Below are 16,568 nucleotides of genomic sequence, written 5' to 3'. Positions count from 1 at the left end.
GGAGGAATAACGGTTCTATGAACAACGCAAAACTTTTCGTCATCGAATACACCCTTCACGGCGCCCCCAAGTCCTTCATCATCCGTCAGGAGAAGATGGACAATGCCGAGGCCTGGCACTGGGCCAGTTGCGACGCGGGGGTCGGGCGCATCGGGCGCTTTGGCCGGGAACAGGTGAAGAAGACCAGCAAACCCATGGCGGAGAAATTCGGCATCGAAAACGTCACCTGGCGGCCTTCGGTCTAGCCGAGGCGGGCGGGCGGACGGAGCCGCCCGCCCTCGCCGTTCAGCCGTGGGCGCCCTTGGCGCATTTGCAGCCCTCGGTGGAGGCGCAAGGTTCGCCATGGGCGTGATGGTCGGCGCACGCCTGGCAGCAGTAGTGCTTGCCGTGGCGGACGATGGAATGGGCACCCAGCTTGCAGGTACAAGCCGGACAGGCGCAGGTTTCATTGGACATGGCATGGCTCCTTTTCCAGGGGGCTCGAGGGTCGGCGCCTGGCAGCGACCCCACCACGACGCGCCCCGAGTCTTCACAGGTTAGGCCAGCCCCTCCTCCAGCCCCGGCGCAGGCGACTGATGGTCGCAAACGCCCTACGGGCAGCTGCGCCCTCTCAGTCCCAGCCTTGCAGGCGCAAGGTCGCCCGGACCAGCCTCTGCTCCTCGTCCTCGATGTCCTTGAGGTTCTGTGCAATGCCCTGGATATGCGCCACCGCGGCCTTGCGCGCCTGCTCCGGCAGGCGCCCGGTGACCGCGTTGTACAGCCGCGCATGCTGGCGGTCGATCTGGCGCTTGGGCGCCGGGCGGTGGTAGAGATTGTTGACCGAGGCCAACACCGAATTGAGCAGCAGGTCGGTCAGCGAGCCCAGGGTCTGCACCAGCACCGGGTTGTGCGAGGCCTCGCAGATGGCCAGGTGGAAGGCATGGTCCAGGCGCGCCAGGGCAGCCGGTTCCAGGGCCTGGGCCTGGGCATCGAGCAGGGCCTGGTAGCTGCGGCCGATCAGCACGAAATCCGCCTCGGTGCCCCGCAGCGCCGCCAGCCGTGCCGACTCGCCCTCCAGCAGGCTGCGCACCTCCAACAGATCGTAGAGGGTGCGCGGCTGGGAGCGGAACAGGTGCATCAGCGGCGAGCCCGCAGCCGGCGCCGTCAGTTGCGCCACCTGGGACCCGCGGCCCTGCACGGTGTCGATGATGCCTCGGGCGCGCAACAGCTTCAGGCCCTCGCGCAGGGCAGTGCGCGACACCCCGAGCTTTACGGTCAGGCGCCGCTCCGAGGGCAGCAACTGACCGGTCTTGAACACCCCGTCGACGATCAGCCGCTCGATCCTGGCGCAAACCACGTCCGCCACCTGGGGCCGGCGGGGCGCTGGCTGGTCCTGCATGATCCCTCCCACTGGTATGACCAGTTATCTTGCTGCAATCCAGGGCATTCAACAGGCTATGCAACGCACTGATAAATAGCTGATTTTCGGAAAGCCTGGGCAGTCGATAAAAAACAAAGTGGTTCGACCACTGCCGGCACACATGGACACTAAGGCCCGGCAGGCCAATCATGCAAGGCAACCGTTCTGCCGTCGCGACCTGATAAAAACCACACAAGGTCCTTAGCCGCCCATGACGATTCTCTACGACGAAACAGTCGATGGCGCCCTGCCCGACGTCGACCGCGAGCACCTGATCCGCACCCTGCGCCAACAGTTGCCGGAGCTGGAGCTGCTGGACCGGCCGCAACAACTCAAGCCCTATGAATGCGACGGCCTCAGCGCCTACCGCACCACGCCGATGCTGGTGGCCCTGCCCCGTCATCTGCACGAGGTGCAGCGGCTGTTGCAGATCTGCCACACACAGCGGGTGCCCGTGGTAGCCCGGGGCGCCGGCACGGGCCTGTCCGGGGGGGCCCTGCCCCTGGAAAAGGGCCTGCTGCTGGTGATGGCGCGTTTCAAGGACATCCTCCACATCGACCCCGCCGCGCGCTGCGCCCGGGTCCAGCCGGGGGTGCGCAACCTGGCGATTTCCCAGGCCGCAGCGCCTCTGGGCCTGTACTACGCCCCCGATCCTTCGTCGCAGATCGCCTGCTCCATCGGCGGCAATGTCGCGGAAAACGCCGGCGGCGTGCATTGCCTGAAGTACGGCCTGACCGTGCACAACCTGCTCAAGGTCGAGACCTTCACCGTGCAGGGCGAGGCCCTGACCCTGGGCAGCGATGCCCTGGACACGCCGGGGTTCGACCTGCTGGCGCTGTTCACCGGCTCCGAAGGCCTGCTGGGGGTGATCACCGAGGTCACGGTCAAGCTGCTGCCCAAGCCCCAGGTGGCCAAGGTGCTACTGGCAGCCTTCGATTCGGTGGAGGCCGCCGGCCGTGCCGTGGCCGACATCATCGCCGCGGGCATCATCCCCGGCGGCCTGGAGATGATGGACAACCTGGCGATCCGCGCCGCCGAGGACTTTATCCACGCCGGTTACCCGGTGGACGCCGAGGCCATCCTGCTGTGCGAGCTGGACGGCGTGGAAGCCGATGTGCATGACGATTGCGAGCGCGTGCGCCAGGTGCTGGAACGGGCCGGCGCCAGCGAGGTGCGCCTGGCCCGGGACGAGGCCGAGCGCGTGCGCTTCTGGGCCGGGCGCAAGAACGCCTTCCCGGCGGTGGGGCGCTTGTCCCCGGACTACTACTGCATGGACGGCACCATCCCCCGCCGCCAGCTGCCAGGCGTACTGCAGGGCATCGCCCGGCTGGCCGCCGAGTACCAGTTGCGGGTGGCCAACGTGTTCCATGCCGGCGACGGCAACATGCACCCGCTGATCCTGTTCGACGCCAACCAGCCCGGCGAGCTTGAGCGGGCCGAGGCCCTGGGGGGCAAGATCCTCGAATTGTGCGTGGCGGTGGGCGGCAGCATCACCGGCGAGCACGGGGTGGGCCGGGAGAAAATCAACCAGATGTGCGCCCAGTTCAACCGCCACGAACTGACCCTGTTCCACGCGGTCAAGGCGGCCTTCGACCCCAGCGGCCTGCTCAACCCGGGGAAGAACATCCCGACCCTGCACCGCTGCGCCGAGTTCGGCGCCATGCACATCCACCAAGGGCAACTGCCCTTCCCCGAACTGGAGCGATTCTGATGAACGTAGCCAGCGATTTCGACGCCGCCGAGGCCTTGCTGGAACAGGTGCGCGATGCCTTGGCGAGCAACACCCCGCTGCGCATCCAGGGTTCCAACAGCAAGGACTTTCTTGGCCGCGAGAGTGCCGGGGAAATCCTCGATACCCGCAGCCATCGCGGCATCGTCGGCTACGACCCCACGGAGCTGGTGATCAGCGCCCGGGCCGGCACGCCGCTCGCCGAGCTGCACGCCACCCTGGACGCCGCCGGGCAGATGCTGCCCTGCGAACCGCCGGCCTTCGGCGCGGGCGCGACCCTGGGCGGCATGCTTGCCAGCGGCCTGTCCGGGCCGCGCCGGCCCTGGGCCGGGGCGGTGCGCGATTTCGTCCTCGGCACCCGGATCATCAGCGGCAGCGGCCAGCACCTGCGCTTTGGCGGCGAGGTGATGAAGAACGTCGCCGGCTACGACCTGTCGCGGCTGATGGCCGGCAGCTACGGCTGCCTTGGCGTGATCACCGAAGTCTCGCTGAAGGTCCTGCCCAAGCCCCGGCAATGCCTGAGCCTGAGCCTGGAAATGGACCGCCAGCGGGCCCTCGCCCAGCTTGCCGAATGGGGCCAGCAGCCCTTGCCCATCAGCGCCGCCTGCCATGACGGCGAACGCCTGCACCTGCGCCTGGAGGGCGGTGAAGGCTCGGTGGCGGCGGCCCATGACCGGCTCGGCGGCGAGCCCCTGGACCCGGGCTACTGGAACCAGCTCAACGAACAGCAACTGGACTTCTTCAACCCCGGCCTGCCGCTGTGGCGCCTGTCGGTGCCGCACAACACGCCGCTGCTACCCCTGCCCGGCCAACAACTGCTGGACTGGGGCGGCGCCCAGCGCTGGCTGAAGACCGACGCCAGCGCGGCCGAGATCCGCACCGTTGTCAGCGCCGTTGGCGGCCATGCCAGCTGCTACAGCCACGGCCTGCAAGACAGCCCGTTCCAGCCCCTGGCGCCGACCTTGCTGCACTACCACCAGCGCCTCAAGGCGCAACTGGACCCGCAAGGGATCTTCAACCCCGGCCGACTCTACGCGGAGTTCTAGACCATGCAGACCACCCTCAGCCCCAGCGCCCGGCAACTGCCCCGCGCCGAGGAAGCCGAACGCATCCTGCGCAGTTGCGTGCATTGCGGTTTCTGCAACGCCACCTGCCCCACCTATCAACTGCTCGGTGATGAGCTGGACGGCCCGCGCGGACGCATCTACCAGATCAAGCAGGTGCTCGAAGGCGCACCGGCAACAGTCGAGACCCAGCAGCACCTGGACCGCTGCCTGTCGTGCCGCAATTGCGAGACCACCTGCCCGTCCGGGGTCGACTACCACAACCTGCTGGACATCGGCCGTGCCGCGGTGGATGCGGCCCTGCCTCGGCCCGCCGGCCAGCAATGGTTGCGCCGCGGCCTGCGGGCGCTGAGCGCCAACCCGCAATTGTTCAAGGCCCTGATCCAGGGCGGCAGCCGCCTGCGCCCGCTATTGCCCCAGGCCTTGCAGGACAAGCTGCCGCGCCGGGTACCAACAGCCAAGCCGCGCCCTGGAATGCACCATGGGCGGCGCGTGCTGCTGCTCGAAGGTTGTGTGCAGCGGGGGCTGTCACCCAATACCAACGCTGCGGCAGCGCGGGTCCTGGATCGCCTGGGCATCAGCGTGCAACCGGTCAGCGAGGCTGGCTGCTGCGGCGCGGTGGACTATCACCTGGATGCCCAGCAAGCCGGCCTGCAGCGCGCCCGGCGCAATATCGACGCCTGGTGGCCGCACCTGCAACTGGGGGCCGAAGCCATCGTCCAGACCGCCAGCGGCTGCGGCGCCTTCATCAAGGATTACCAGCACCTGCTGGCCCATGACCCGGCGTACCGCAGCAAGGCCCAGCGGGTCAGTGCCCTGGCCCGGGACCTGGTGGAAGTGCTGCGGGACGAACCCCTGGAACAGCTCGGCGCCCACAGCGACCAGCGCCTGGCGTTCCACTGCCCCTGCACCCTGCAGCACGCGCAACAACTCGGCGGTGCCGTGGAAAGCCTGCTGCAACGCCTGGGCTTCCACCTCACCGCGGTGCCTGACAGCCACCTGTGCTGCGGTTCGGCAGGCACCTACTCATTGACCCAGCCGGCCCTGGCCCGGCAACTGCGCGACGACAAACTCTGTGCCCTGGAAAGCGGCCGCCCGGACCTTATCGTCACCGCCAATATCGGCTGCCAGAGCCACCTCGACGGCGCCGGCCGGACCCCGGTGCGGCACTGGATCGAAGTGCTGGAAGCTGCCCTGCCCTGAACCTCACGCCCCTGGAGATCGCCATGCAGCACAAAGCCGTACTGGGTCAAGACGAAGCCCGCCGCATCCTCGCCGCCGCCCGCACCGAGGCCCAGCGCCACCGATGGGCGGTGAGCATCGCCGTGGTCGACGACGGCGGCCATCCCCTGGCCCTGGAGCGCCTCGACGGCTGCGCGCCGATCAGTGCCTACATCGCCACCGAAAAGGCCCGCACCGCGGCCCTCGGCCGGCGCGAATCCAAAGCCTACGAGGACATGGTCAATGGCGGGCGCAGCGCCTTTCTCTCGGCGCCGCTGCTCACCTCCCTGGAAGGCGGCGTGCCGCTCCGCGTCGGCGGCCAGGTGGTCGGCGCGGTGGGGGTTTCCGGGGTCAAGTCCGGTGAAGACGCCCAGGTGGCACTGGCTGGCGCCGCCTGCCTGGAGGGCGACTGAACAGGTTCAGGCGCGGCGTACGCTGCTGCGGTACATAAACAGCAGCGCCAGGGCCAGGCACAGCATCGCCAGCAGGCGGCTGGGCGACAGTTCGATGGCCGGGTTGCCGAACCAGCCGAAGTTGTCGATCAGCATGCCCATGCCCAACTGCCCGAGAATCACCGCCACCGTGGCCACCGCGGTGCCGACCCGGGGCACGGCCCCCACCATCACCAGCATGTAGACCACGCCGAACAGCGCGCCGGTCAGTTGCCATTTCGGCGCCTGCAGCAGGCTCATGGCCTGGGGCGGCTGGAAAAACACGATCAGCAGCCCGGTGATCAGGGCACCTACGGCAAAGGTCAGCAAGCTGCTGCGCAACACACCGACGCTTTCCCCCAGGCGGCCATTGATCGCCGCCTGCACACTCAGCACCGCACCGGCGGCCACCACCACAACCAGCAATAGAAACAGATTCATCTTCAACCTCGGGCAATCAGGATCAGGGCCAGCACAATCAGCGCCAGGGCCAGCCAGCGTTCAGCATTGACCGGCTTGCGGGCACTGCCGAACCAGCCGAAATGGTCGATCAGCACGCTTTTGCCCACCTGCCCGGAAAGGATCGCGATCATGGTCATGGCAATGCCGATATGGGGCGTGGCCAACGTCAGCACCACCACGTAGATCGGCCCCAGCACTCCGCCCAGCAACTGCCAGCGCGGCAACTGGCTGAAGGCCGGGCCGGGCTGCGGGCCGCTGAACAACAGCAGCAGCAACAGCAGCGCCGTGCCCACGCCGAAGATGCTCAGGGTGGCCCACAGATGGCCCACCTGGCTCCCCAGCGGGCCCAGCAGGCCGGCCTCCACCGACAGGCCCATGCCCGCCAGGATCACCAGCGGCAACAGCATCAGGCGCTGCCAGCCGGCAGCGGGTGGAGCGCTTGCCACCGGGTTGGGCAGCGGTACTTCTATGGTTTCAGAGGACATGCAACACCTGCTCGAGATCAAGGAATGGCCGGCATTATCGATTGCGCATGCTTTGCGATAAATGGGAGCATGCCGACAACACCTTTGCGCAAAACGCACAGCAGGATCGACCTATGCACGGCTTCAACGACCTCGGTTTCAAGGCCCTGCGCCTGTTTATCGCCGTGCTCGACCAGGGCAGTTTTTCTGCCGTGGCGCGCCGCGAGGGGCTGGCGCCCTCGTCCATCTCACGGCAGATCCAACTGATGGAACAGGCCCTGGGCCAGCAGTTGCTCTACCGCCACACCCGCGCCGTCAGCCCCACCGAGGCCGGGCGCCTGCTGGGGCACCACGCGCGGCGGGTGCTGGCGCAGTGGGAGGAAGCCGAACAGGCGTTGCAGGAACAGCAGGACGAACCGGCCGGGCTGGTGCGGATCAACGCCCCGGTGGTCTTTGGCCAGCGCCACCTGTCGCCCTGGCTCGGTGAACTGCACCGGCGCTACCCGAAGCTGCAACTGGATATCCAGCAGACCGACAGCTACATCGACCCCTTGCAGGACGGCACTGACCTGCTGTTTCGCATCGGCACCCTGGAAGACTCCTCGATGCAGGCGCGCCTGCTGGCCCCGCAGCGCTACCGGGTAGCGGCCAGCCCGGCCTACCTGGCCCGGCACGGCACCCCGCAGCACCCGGAGCAACTGCACCAGCACCAGTGCCTGGCCTACAAGGGCGAGACCGGCCAGCAGCGCTGGTTCTTCCGCCAGGGCCGGGCAGACTGGACGCCCTACAGCGTCAAGGGCCCGCTGACCGGCAACCACGCCGACACCCTGACCCAGGCCGCCGAACAGGGCCTGGGGCTGGTGATGTTCCCTTCCTGGCTGATTGGCGAAGCCCTGCACCAGGGCCGGCTGGTGGCGTTGTTCGAAGACTTCGACGTGGCCACCAGCCTCGAACCGCAACAGATCGCCGCCCTCTGGCCCGGCAGCCGACGGCTGTCAGTGAAAGTGCGCACGGTGATCGACTTCTTCGTCGAGAAATTCGGCCCCGAGCCCTACTGGGATCGCTTACACACTCTGAGTGAGGAGTCCCCTAGCCGGGCTACTAAGGCTGATCATCTACCCCCTGATCCCATTCCCTCTAAGCATCCAGGTTCTTCAGACTCATCTAACTTTTCAACGAGTAATTTCAATTAAACAATGACTCGCACTGATCGGAAGACCATCAACGCAAATTGACCAAGTTATAAAATTAAAGGATCCTTTAGCGTTTAATATCAGCCTGTTGAATGAGGGCTGACCCCAGAATTGAATTTGCAGTTACCTGCACCCAGAGAAAGCTTTCGTGACAACAATCACTCCTCCTCTCGTTGTTGATCTCGACGGAACCCTGCTAAATTCCGACCTCCTTTTTGAAACGGGCATGACCTTCTTACGCAACCAGCCTTTGAGTCTGTTCAAGCCGTTTATCTGGCTAACCAAAGGGAAAGCGGCTCTCAAGGAGGGGCTTGCCCTTGCGAGCAATATCGATGTCAGCGTTCTTCCCTATGATCCGCAGGTCATTGAACTGATCAAAACCGAGCGCAGCCTAGGACGTCGCATCGTTCTCGCGACAGCGAGCCACTACTCACTGGCCAAACAGATAGCAACGCATCTGAACCTGTTTGATCAGGTCCTAGCCACGACCTCAAGTCAAAACCTCTCAGGCAAGCAAAAACGCGACTTGCTGATCCAGCACTATGGTGACCAGGGGTTTGATTATGCAGGAAACTCCCACGACGATATTCCCGTATGGAAAGCGGCAAGACATGTCTATGTAGTCAACCCAGACAAAGGCGTTGAGCGTCGAGCAGCTGTACATGGCAACGTGCAACAAGTCATCCGCTCAAAATCCTCTTCGCTGAAGGACTGGACCAAGGCACTCAGGCTGCACCAATGGATGAAAAACGCACTGATTTTCGCCCCTCTGCTGGCCGCCCACCAACTCACCAACCTGACATTGCTATGGCAGGGAGTTCTGGCTTTCGTTCTATTCGGTCTATGCGCCTCCAGCGTGTATTTACTCAATGATCTGCTTGACCTTACAGACGACCGCCACCACCACAGCAAGCGCCATCGTCCGTTCGCATCAGGCCGCTTAACAATTAGCTCCGGCCTTAAGGTCTTTCCTCTCTTAATAATCAGTGCCTTCAGTGGCGCGCTGCTGCTGTTACCCTGGCAATTTGCAGCCGTCATGGCGACCTATTACTTGCTGACCTTGGGCTACTCACTCTCCCTGAAGCGTTATATGGCAATCGATGTGATAGCGCTGGCGCTGCTTTATACCATCAGAATCATCGCCGGCGCCGCAGCAATGGAACTCGTACTGACGTTCTGGATGCTGGCCTTTTCGATGTTTATCTTCCTCAGCCTAGCGTTGGTCAAACGATACGCCGAACTCTGGGATGCACGTCGTAAAGGTCGTACCGAAAAAACCAGGGGGCGAGGTTACTACCCAGCAGACTTGGAAATGATCTCTTCCCTAGGGGCATCCTCTGGATACATGGCGGTCATGGTTCTGGCGCTTTACATCCACGAACAAGCCACTATTGGCCTGTACTCCCATCCGCAGATTATCTGGCTGGCCTGCCCGTTATTATTGTTTTGGACTACCCGGATATGGATGCTGACCCATCGGGGAAAGATGCACGATGATCCGGTAGTTTTTGCAATTAAAGATAAAGTCAGCGTACTAGTGGGCATCTTGTTCGGCCTGGTGTTCTGGGTGGCAGCATGAGCACTTCGTTACATAGCTGGGGAAACTATCCTCACGAGCCCCAAATAGCGCATAACTGTAACTGGCGTGGTGATATAGCCTGCCAGCTGAGTCACATCATCAAGACTCATTCCGACACTCTCGCTTACGGCAATGGTCGCAGCTACGGTGACAGTTGCCTGGCGAACAGCAACCAAGTACTGGATATGCGAGGCCTAAACCGCTTTATCCAGGCTGACTGGCAAAACGGTACGTTATTGGCAGAGGCTGGCGTAACACTGGCCGACATTCTCGCCGTTGCCGTCCCCAAGGGATGGTTCTTGGCAGTCACCCCCGGAACTCAGTTCGTCACTCTGGGCGGCGCAGTGGCCAATGATGTTCACGGTAAAAATCATCATCTGCGCGGCACCTTCGGCAAACATGTACGGCGCTTTGGATTGGTGCGGCACGAACAGGGCACACTGATATGCTCGCCAACTGAAAATCCGCAGTTATATGCAGCAACCATTGGCGGTCTTGGTCTTACAGGGATCATTAGCTGGGTGGAGATTCAACTGCTACCGATCCGAACCAGTCAGATCGATACTGTTACCGTTCGCTTCGACAATCTGACGGAGTTCTTTAACTTATCCGCCGAACTCGATAATCAACATGAATACAGCGTGGCCTGGATAGATTGCCTGGCAAAAGGCTCTAACACTGGACGAGGGGTATTTATCGTTGGCGACCATGCGCCCTACGGCTCCTTGGAAATTGAGGCGCGTTCGAAGCTCAGCGTACCGATTACTCTACCTTTTTCAATGATCAACAATGTATCACTGCATGCATTCAATGAGGCTTATTGGAGACTGCAGCCTAATCGCCGAACAATCGGTCGAGCTAGCTATGAGCCGTTCTTTTACCCGCTGGATCGCATCCTGCACTGGAACCGTATCTATGGCAGTAAAGGCTTCCAACAATACCAGTGTGTAATCCCAGATGACGCGGCAGCGCCCACCATGCATCTTTTACTTAAGACAATTGCTGATACTGGGCAGGGCTCATTCCTCGCAGTCCTCAAACGTTGCGGTGACATCAGCTCGCCCGGGCTCCTGTCATTCCCCTTACCAGGTACCTCCTTGGCCTTGGACTTTCCTCAGGCCAACAAGCTCAACGCACTTTTTCAGCGCCTTGACAGCATTGTCCATGACGCCGGCGGCAGATTGTACCCGGCCAAGGATGCACATATGAGTGGCGAGCACTTTCGTCGGGCTTATCCGGCATGGGAAGAACTGGAAAAACTACGCGACCCCACCTTGATGTCCCGCTTCTGGAAAAGAGTCACAACATGAAACGAGTACTGATAATCGGCGCCACTTCAGCAATTGCTACAGCCTGCGCCCGCTTGTGGGCCGAGCAAGGAAATGAATTATTCCTGGTCGCGCGCAACGAAGAAAAGCTGCAACATACTGCAGCGGATCTAAGCGTAAGAGGGGCAAAGGCTGTCCACCAGCATTCTATGGACGTCAATCATCTGGATAAGCACCCAGCCATGCTCGAAAGTTGCCTGGCCGCAATGCAGCAAATCGACATTATCCTCATCGCGCACGGCACCTTACCTGATCAAAAGGCCTGTGAGCGGGATACCAAAGTCGCACTGCAAGAGTTTGCTACAAATGGCACTTCGGTTATCGCTCTGCTGAGTCTTCTGGCTAATCACCTGGAAACTCAGCGGTGCGGTAGTCTGGCGGTCATTTCGTCTGTCGCAGGTGACCGTGGACGCCCCTCCAACTATCTTTACGGTACCGCGAAGGCCGCTGTATCCACCTTCTGCGAAGGCCTGCGAGCGCGCCTGTTCAAAGCTGGTGTATATGTAACCACTATTAAGCCGGGGTTTGTCGATACTCCAATGACTCAGGGGCTTGCTCTCCCACGCCCGATGGTTGCAACTCCAGAACAAGTTGCGATACGGATCATCAAGGGAATCAATAGCAAAGCTGCGGTCCTTTATACGCCCGGATTCTGGGCATTGATCATGTTGATCATTCGTAGTATTCCGCAGCCTATTTTCAAGAGACTCAGTTTGTGAGTGAGGCCAACTATCTATCTGGCTGGAAGTATCGGGCCGTCATCTTCTCGGTCGTACTGTCAGCTTTGGGATATCTACTCTTCTCCCTATGGGGGGGCTGGCAGGCCGTAAACGCGGCAATCAAAGAAGTAGGGGCTATCGGCATTGCCATAGCCCTGTTGATGTCATCGCTAAACTACGCATTACGCTTCTTGCGCTGGCAAGGCTATCTGAAAGCTCTAGGGTACCCCATCGCCTGGCAACCAAGTCTCAGAATCTATCTTTCCGGCTTTGCCTTGACTACCACCCCAGGCAAAGCTGGAGAGGCTCTGCGCGGGGTACTCCTAAAACCTTGGGGCGTCCCCTACTCCAAGAGCTTTGCGGCTTTTTTCAGTGAGCGATTGTCAGACCTGATTGCGGTGGTGTTGCTGACACTGTTCGGCTTAACTCAATACCCCGCAGCCCAATCGATGGTTCTCCTTGCCTCCATGTTGGCTCTTATCGGTCTCCTGGCCTTTTCTCAACGTCGGGTAATCGAAGGATCTCTCAAACTGGTTGATAAACGAAATCACAAAATATTCGACTTGGTAAAACACCTTCTTCAGATTTTGTTAGACGCCCAAGCCTGCCACCGCTTGCACTTACTACTTAGCGCAACGTTGTTAAGTCTTATTGCTTGGAGCTCAGAAGCACTCGCGTTCTATTGGATTCTTTCTTGGATGGGAGCCGAGATCACTCCCACATTCGCCGTATTCGTATACGCTCTGGCAATGCTGGCAGGTGCCTTGAGTTTCATGCCAGGAGGCTTGGGCGGCGCCGAAGCAGTGATGGTTAGCCTGCTGGTGTGGAAAGGTATGCCCACCCCTGATGCTATCGCAGCAACAGTACTGATAAGACTCGCCACACTGTGGTTCGCAGTAGGAATTGGAGCTATCAGTCTGTGGTATAGCAACATTCGTAGCGTAAGCAACATACACTAAAAGTCGGCAACGACAAAAAACGACCTACAGTTTCCACACCAACATCTAAGAACCAATCACATAAAAAACGCATCCATCCGAAAAGAAATAAACCATTCAGCCCATCACTCGAAAAAATGAAAAAACTCAAGAGTTCAAATCTAGGACCCCCTATGAATCAATATAATCATGGAGTTTATCTACCCCCAAAAAAAGTGATGCTATTGCTATTCATCTTCTTATCAACCCTAATTCTCCTCAGATCGCACACTGCAATTAGCAATTGGAACTCCACTCAGTGGCTTTTCAATTACTCTGAAAGCTTTGTCAAAAGAGGTCTACTAGGCGAAGCGCTAAGAATATTTGTAGACCATATCGACCGCAACAATATCGCCATAGCTTCGTACATCATACTTAGCAGTGCACTTGCCCTCCTCACAATCGTATTCTACGTACCTGTCTCGAAAAGCGGAAAAGCCGGCATCTGGATTTTTTTCTTTATCGCACTCACCCACCCAGCAACCCTCCAACATTTCATTTACGACCCAGGCAGATTTGATACCTTCTGCTTAGCTCTCGCCTTAACCTCAATGCTTTTTATAACAAGATTCCGTGGCCCACTGGGTGCATTGATTGTACTTATTTCGATGAGCACTTCAATACTCGCACATGAAGCTTCTTTCTTCATGTATGTACCATTGGTTATTGCTTACTGGATATACATTGAGCCAGACCCCAAAAAACTACCAATTAAACTCCTGACACTCATAGCTTTACTGGCAGTTACCTACATTGTTTCCACACAAGGGTTACTTAACCATGAAAACCTGGAAAAAGACCTGCTACTCTCTAGGGAAAAATACGGGAACTGGGTTGTCAGCGACTCGCTAGATGTTTTATACAAGGGAGGAGTTATCCAAAATATAAACAGGACAGCACATGCCGGAGCATCAATCAAATACATTCTTCACAGCCTAATCGCATTTACATTCATTTTATTACCAATGATTTTCCTAGCAAGAAAATTTATAAATTCGAATAACAAACCCAAGCTTAGCAAACCAATGTTTCTGGTTATGCTTGCAGCACTGTCTCCGCTAGCACTTTACCCCCTAGGAAGTGACCACTTTAGATGGTGGTCGTTGGCCATCACCAACATCTTTATTGCCATTTCTATTTTTCTGTATAGAGATTCCTCACTGAGAGATTATGTCTGTATATTTTTGCACAGTAACAAGAAGACATGTATTTTCCTTATAGCCAGCTCGATAGTCCTGGGCCCCCTCGGAGTAACCAACAGCCTAGATCCCTGCTTAGCCTTGTCCAAAGCAGCACAAGTCTCAAGTTATTTCGACTTTGACTGGTTGGCAAACAACATATCATTCTGCGCTAAAAATACTGCCCCTAACTAACTAAAGAATAAAAGCATTCATTAACAACCAACCCAACACGACAATCACTGCGATATAGACATGTTCCCATTCCGCAGCTACAGATTAGTCCCACCCAGATATTCAAGTTTATAAAAATAGAACCTCATGCTAGCTCCCGAACTTTTCTGGAGCCAGCAAGACAAACACTCAACTGCTACTGAGTCTTATGCATGATCGCGATATCGAGGCAAATACGTCCCTTACTACAACTTGACCCATGAATAATAGCTTAAACCATGAACATGACTCGCACCTCTTCAAAAATAGAAACTCTCCACCCCATCTCGAAGAACTTACAAGAAAATGCAGGCTAAACTCCGAAGCAGAAAACATAGCAAAATCGCCAAGCATCCAAAGTTTCCTGAGACACGACAAGGATGTTTTTTTACTATTCAGCAATGCCGAATAGATCATACAAGTAACTTTTAACAAGCACGAAGCCAGCCCCTATAAATCATTGCCTGGATAGATTACCCCTCAGCTTTTTTAGCCCCCACACCCCACTTATCACATTAAAACTTTCTCACTTTATAGTTGCAAACGCTGCCAGATCGCTTGAGAAATAAAAAGAGAGACAACTTAAAATAACTCCATCAGAAAATTACAACCTGCACCGTTTGAAGCATCCTCTCAATCCCAAGCCGAGGGGGCATACGCGTTCAAATGATCAACGCCAGCAAAAGCCAGGCATTGGCCGCGCTGATGATGGCGAACAGGCTCCAGGCCAGGGCCTTGGTCGGCCAGCGGTTGACGAACTCGCCCATCAGGCGCCGGTCGTTGGTCATGCGGATCAGCGGGTACAGGGCAAACGGCAGTTGCAGGCTGAGCACCACCTGGCTCAGCACCAGCAACTGGCCCACGGCGCCATCGCCCAGCAGCCAGACGCCGATGAACGCCGGGATCAGGGCCAGCCCACGGGTGATCAGGCGCCGCTGCCAGCAGGGAATCCGCAGATTGAGGTAACCCTCCATGATCACCTGGCCAGCAATGGTCCCGGTGAAGGTCGAGCTCTGCCCCGAAGCCAGCAGGGCCACGCCGAACAGTACGCTGGCCAGGGCCCCGCCCACCAGCGGGTCGAGCAGGTGGTAGGCGTCCTGGATCTCCACCACGTCACTGTGGCCGGTGTTGTGAAAGGCCGCAGCGGCAAGGATCAGGATCGCCGCGTTGACCAGCAGCGCCAGGGCCAGGGAACCGATGGTATCGATCCGCGCCAGCTTGACCGCCTCCCGGCGGCTGGCCAGGTCTTGGCCCACCTGGCGGGTCTGCACGATGGAGGTGTGCAGGTAGAGGTTGTGGGGCATCACCGTGGCGCCGAGGATGCCGATCGCCAGGTACAGCGGCGCGGCGTCGCTGATGGCTGACAACGACGGCACGAAGCCCCGGGCCACCTCCGGCCAATAGGGTTTGATCAGCAGCAGCTCGATGAAGAAGCACACGCCGATGGTCGCCACCAGCGCCAGCATGATCGCCTCCAGCCGGCGAAAGCCGCGGTTCTGCAAGGCCAGCACCAGCAGGGTATCGAAGGCGGTAATGACGATCCCGGTGCTCAGGGACACCCCCAGCAACAGGTGGAAGGCCAGGGCGCAGCCCAGCACTTCGGCGAGGTCCGTGGCGATGATCGAGACCTCCGCCAGCAGCCACTGGGTGCGCGCCGAACGGGTGCTGTAGCGCTCCCGGCAAAGCTGCGCCAGGTCGCGGCCGGTGGCAATCCCCAGGCGCGAGCAGAGGCACTGCACGGCCATCCCGGCCAGGCTCGCCAGCAGCACCACGAACAGCAGGCTGTAGCCGTAGCGCGAGCCGGCCTCGATGGCCGTGGCCCAATTGCCGGGGTCCATGTAGCCGATGGAAACCAGCAAGCCGGGGCCGGCGAAGCGCAGCAGGCGCCGCCACAGCGAAGCGCTGGGGTCGACGGACACGGAACCCGCCACTTCCGGCGGGCAAAAGGGGGCAGTGGCTAATTTCGGCAGGCTGAATTTCACGGACGCTTCCACGGCAGATTGGCGCAGGGGCCCAGCTTAGACGTTTGCGCGAGCGCGCCCAAGCCTGAATTTTCTGTCTTGAGGGGAGTATGCTGCGCAGCTTCCACCCCGCAGAAAACTGCTGCGGGTATCGACTTTATTTCCAGGGTGCCCTGTGAACAGCTGCGAAACACCTTCAGCAGACGAGCGCCTGCCGCCCTTTCTGCAACCCGGCGACCGGGTGCTGCTGTTCGACGGCGTGTGCAAGCTGTGCAATGCCTCGGTGCGCTTTGTCATCGGCCATGACGCTGAACGGCGGATCAAGCTGGCCTCGGTGCAATCGCCCCAGGGCCAGGCGCTGTTGGCCTGGTTCGGCTTGCCCACCGAGTGTTTCGACAGCGTGGTGCTGATCGAGGGCTCGCGCCTGTCCCAGCGCTCCGAGGCCTTTATCCGGCTGATGGCCCAGCTCCCCGCACCCTGGCGCTGGGTGCGCCTGCTGCGCGGGGTGCCCCGGCCACTGCGGGACTGGGTCTACGATCGGATTGCCCGCAACCGCTACCGCTGGTTCGGCCGCTACGATGTCTGCCTGTTGCCCAGCCCGGATCACCAGGGACGGTTTCTCGACGACGCCCCCTCCCCCTGAGCATTTG

General features: G+C 59.7%; 16 protein-coding genes and 1 pseudogene. 12 read left to right on the top strand and 5 right to left on the bottom strand.

Features of this window, described 5'->3' with window-relative positions; genetic code table 11:
• Positions 1–17 precede the first annotated feature (17 nt).
• Positions 18–245: a DUF6555 family protein gene (locus U873_RS0124115; RefSeq protein WP_025130690.1), complete on the top strand. Its 228-nt coding sequence runs from the start codon at positions 18–20 to the stop codon at positions 243–245.
• Between the two features lie 40 nt (positions 246–285).
• Here the strand turns inward: U873_RS0124115 and U873_RS0124110 are convergent, their stop codons facing one another.
• Positions 286–456, bottom strand: a complete 171-nt coding sequence (locus U873_RS0124110; protein WP_025130689.1) for a metallothionein — start codon at positions 454–456, stop codon at positions 286–288.
• A gap of 154 nt (positions 457–610) precedes the next feature.
• A complete protein-coding gene (gene glcC, locus U873_RS0124105) occupies positions 611–1,378 on the bottom strand; it encodes a transcriptional regulator GlcC (protein ID WP_025130688.1) in 768 nt (255 codons plus the stop codon).
• Between the two features lie 232 nt (positions 1,379–1,610).
• Here glcC and glcD point away from each other — a divergent pair, with 232 nt between their 5' ends.
• Genes glcD through U873_RS0124085 form a run of 4 tightly spaced genes read left to right on the top strand, consistent with a single transcriptional unit; the run spans position 1,611 to position 5,826 of the window.
• Positions 1,611–3,110: a glycolate oxidase subunit GlcD gene (gene glcD, locus U873_RS0124100; RefSeq protein ID WP_025130687.1), complete on the top strand. Its 1,500-nt coding sequence runs from the start codon at positions 1,611–1,613 to the stop codon at positions 3,108–3,110.
• Positions 3,110–4,174 (top strand): glycolate oxidase subunit GlcE, encoded by a 1,065-nt coding sequence (gene glcE / locus U873_RS0124095; RefSeq protein ID WP_025130686.1) that lies wholly within the window; start codon positions 3,110–3,112, stop codon positions 4,172–4,174. Before glcD ends, glcE begins: the two co-directional genes overlap by 1 nt.
• Positions 4,175–4,177: 3 nt before the next feature.
• Positions 4,178–5,395 carry a glycolate oxidase subunit GlcF gene (glcF, locus tag U873_RS0124090; protein ID WP_025130685.1) on the top strand — a complete coding sequence of 406 codons (1,218 nt, stop codon included), beginning with the start codon at positions 4,178–4,180 and terminating at the stop codon, positions 5,393–5,395.
• A 23-nt stretch (positions 5,396–5,418) separates the two neighbouring features.
• Positions 5,419–5,826 carry a heme-binding protein gene (locus tag U873_RS0124085; RefSeq protein ID WP_025130684.1) on the top strand — a complete coding sequence of 136 codons (408 nt, stop codon included), beginning with the start codon at positions 5,419–5,421 and terminating at the stop codon, positions 5,824–5,826.
• A 6-nt stretch (positions 5,827–5,832) separates the two neighbouring features.
• On the opposite strand, the gene U873_RS0124080 is transcribed toward U873_RS0124085, so the two are convergent.
• Together U873_RS0124080 and U873_RS0124075 are read right to left on the bottom strand one after the other, a co-directional pair.
• The gene (locus U873_RS0124080; RefSeq protein ID WP_011060563.1) at positions 5,833–6,285 is read right to left on the bottom strand and encodes a DMT family transporter; all 453 of its coding nucleotides are present in this window, start codon (positions 6,283–6,285) and stop codon (positions 5,833–5,835) included.
• 2 nt (positions 6,286–6,287) lie between these two features.
• Positions 6,288–6,791: a DMT family transporter gene (locus U873_RS0124075; RefSeq protein ID WP_025130683.1), complete on the bottom strand. Its 504-nt coding sequence runs from the start codon at positions 6,789–6,791 to the stop codon at positions 6,288–6,290.
• Positions 6,792–6,904: 113 nt separating this feature from the next.
• Here U873_RS0124075 and U873_RS0124070 point away from each other — a divergent pair.
• The 6 genes and pseudogenes from U873_RS0124070 to U873_RS36770 all read left to right on the top strand — a co-directional run.
• Positions 6,905–7,834: pseudogene (locus tag U873_RS0124070) on the top strand (LysR family transcriptional regulator); the annotation flags it as partial.
• A gap of 286 nt (positions 7,835–8,120) precedes the next feature.
• Positions 8,121–9,542, top strand: a complete 1,422-nt coding sequence (locus tag U873_RS0124065) for a UbiA family prenyltransferase (protein WP_115658639.1) — start codon at positions 8,121–8,123, stop codon at positions 9,540–9,542.
• Positions 9,539–10,852, top strand: a complete 1,314-nt coding sequence (locus tag U873_RS0124060; RefSeq protein WP_025130680.1) for an FAD-binding oxidoreductase — start codon at positions 9,539–9,541, stop codon at positions 10,850–10,852. The genes U873_RS0124065 and U873_RS0124060 overlap by 4 nt, the downstream gene beginning before the upstream one ends.
• Entirely contained in the window at positions 10,849–11,589 is a 741-nt protein-coding gene (locus U873_RS0124055; RefSeq protein WP_025130679.1) for an SDR family oxidoreductase, read from the top strand. The genes U873_RS0124060 and U873_RS0124055 overlap by 4 nt, the downstream gene beginning before the upstream one ends.
• A complete protein-coding gene (locus U873_RS0124050; protein WP_025130678.1) occupies positions 11,586–12,548 on the top strand; it encodes a lysylphosphatidylglycerol synthase transmembrane domain-containing protein in 963 nt (320 codons plus the stop codon). The genes U873_RS0124055 and U873_RS0124050 overlap by 4 nt, the downstream gene beginning before the upstream one ends.
• A 152-nt stretch (positions 12,549–12,700) precedes the next feature.
• Positions 12,701–13,939 (top strand): hypothetical protein, encoded by a 1,239-nt coding sequence (locus tag U873_RS36770; protein WP_157838122.1) that lies wholly within the window; start codon positions 12,701–12,703, stop codon positions 13,937–13,939.
• Between the two features lie 680 nt (positions 13,940–14,619).
• On the opposite strand, the gene U873_RS0124045 is transcribed toward U873_RS36770, so the two are convergent.
• Entirely contained in the window at positions 14,620–15,939 is a 1,320-nt protein-coding gene (locus tag U873_RS0124045) for an Nramp family divalent metal transporter (protein WP_025130677.1), read from the bottom strand.
• A gap of 154 nt (positions 15,940–16,093) precedes the next feature.
• Between U873_RS0124045 and U873_RS0124040 the strand changes: the two genes are divergently transcribed.
• Positions 16,094–16,561 (top strand): thiol-disulfide oxidoreductase DCC family protein, encoded by a 468-nt coding sequence (locus tag U873_RS0124040; protein WP_025130676.1) that lies wholly within the window; start codon positions 16,094–16,096, stop codon positions 16,559–16,561.
• The last annotated feature ends 7 nt before the right edge of the window (positions 16,562–16,568 follow it).

Source organism: Pseudomonas sp. PH1b (assembly GCF_000633395.1).
GTDB lineage: Bacteria > Pseudomonadota > Gammaproteobacteria > Pseudomonadales > Pseudomonadaceae > Aquipseudomonas.
This window is presented reverse-complemented; position numbering and strand designations above follow the sequence as displayed.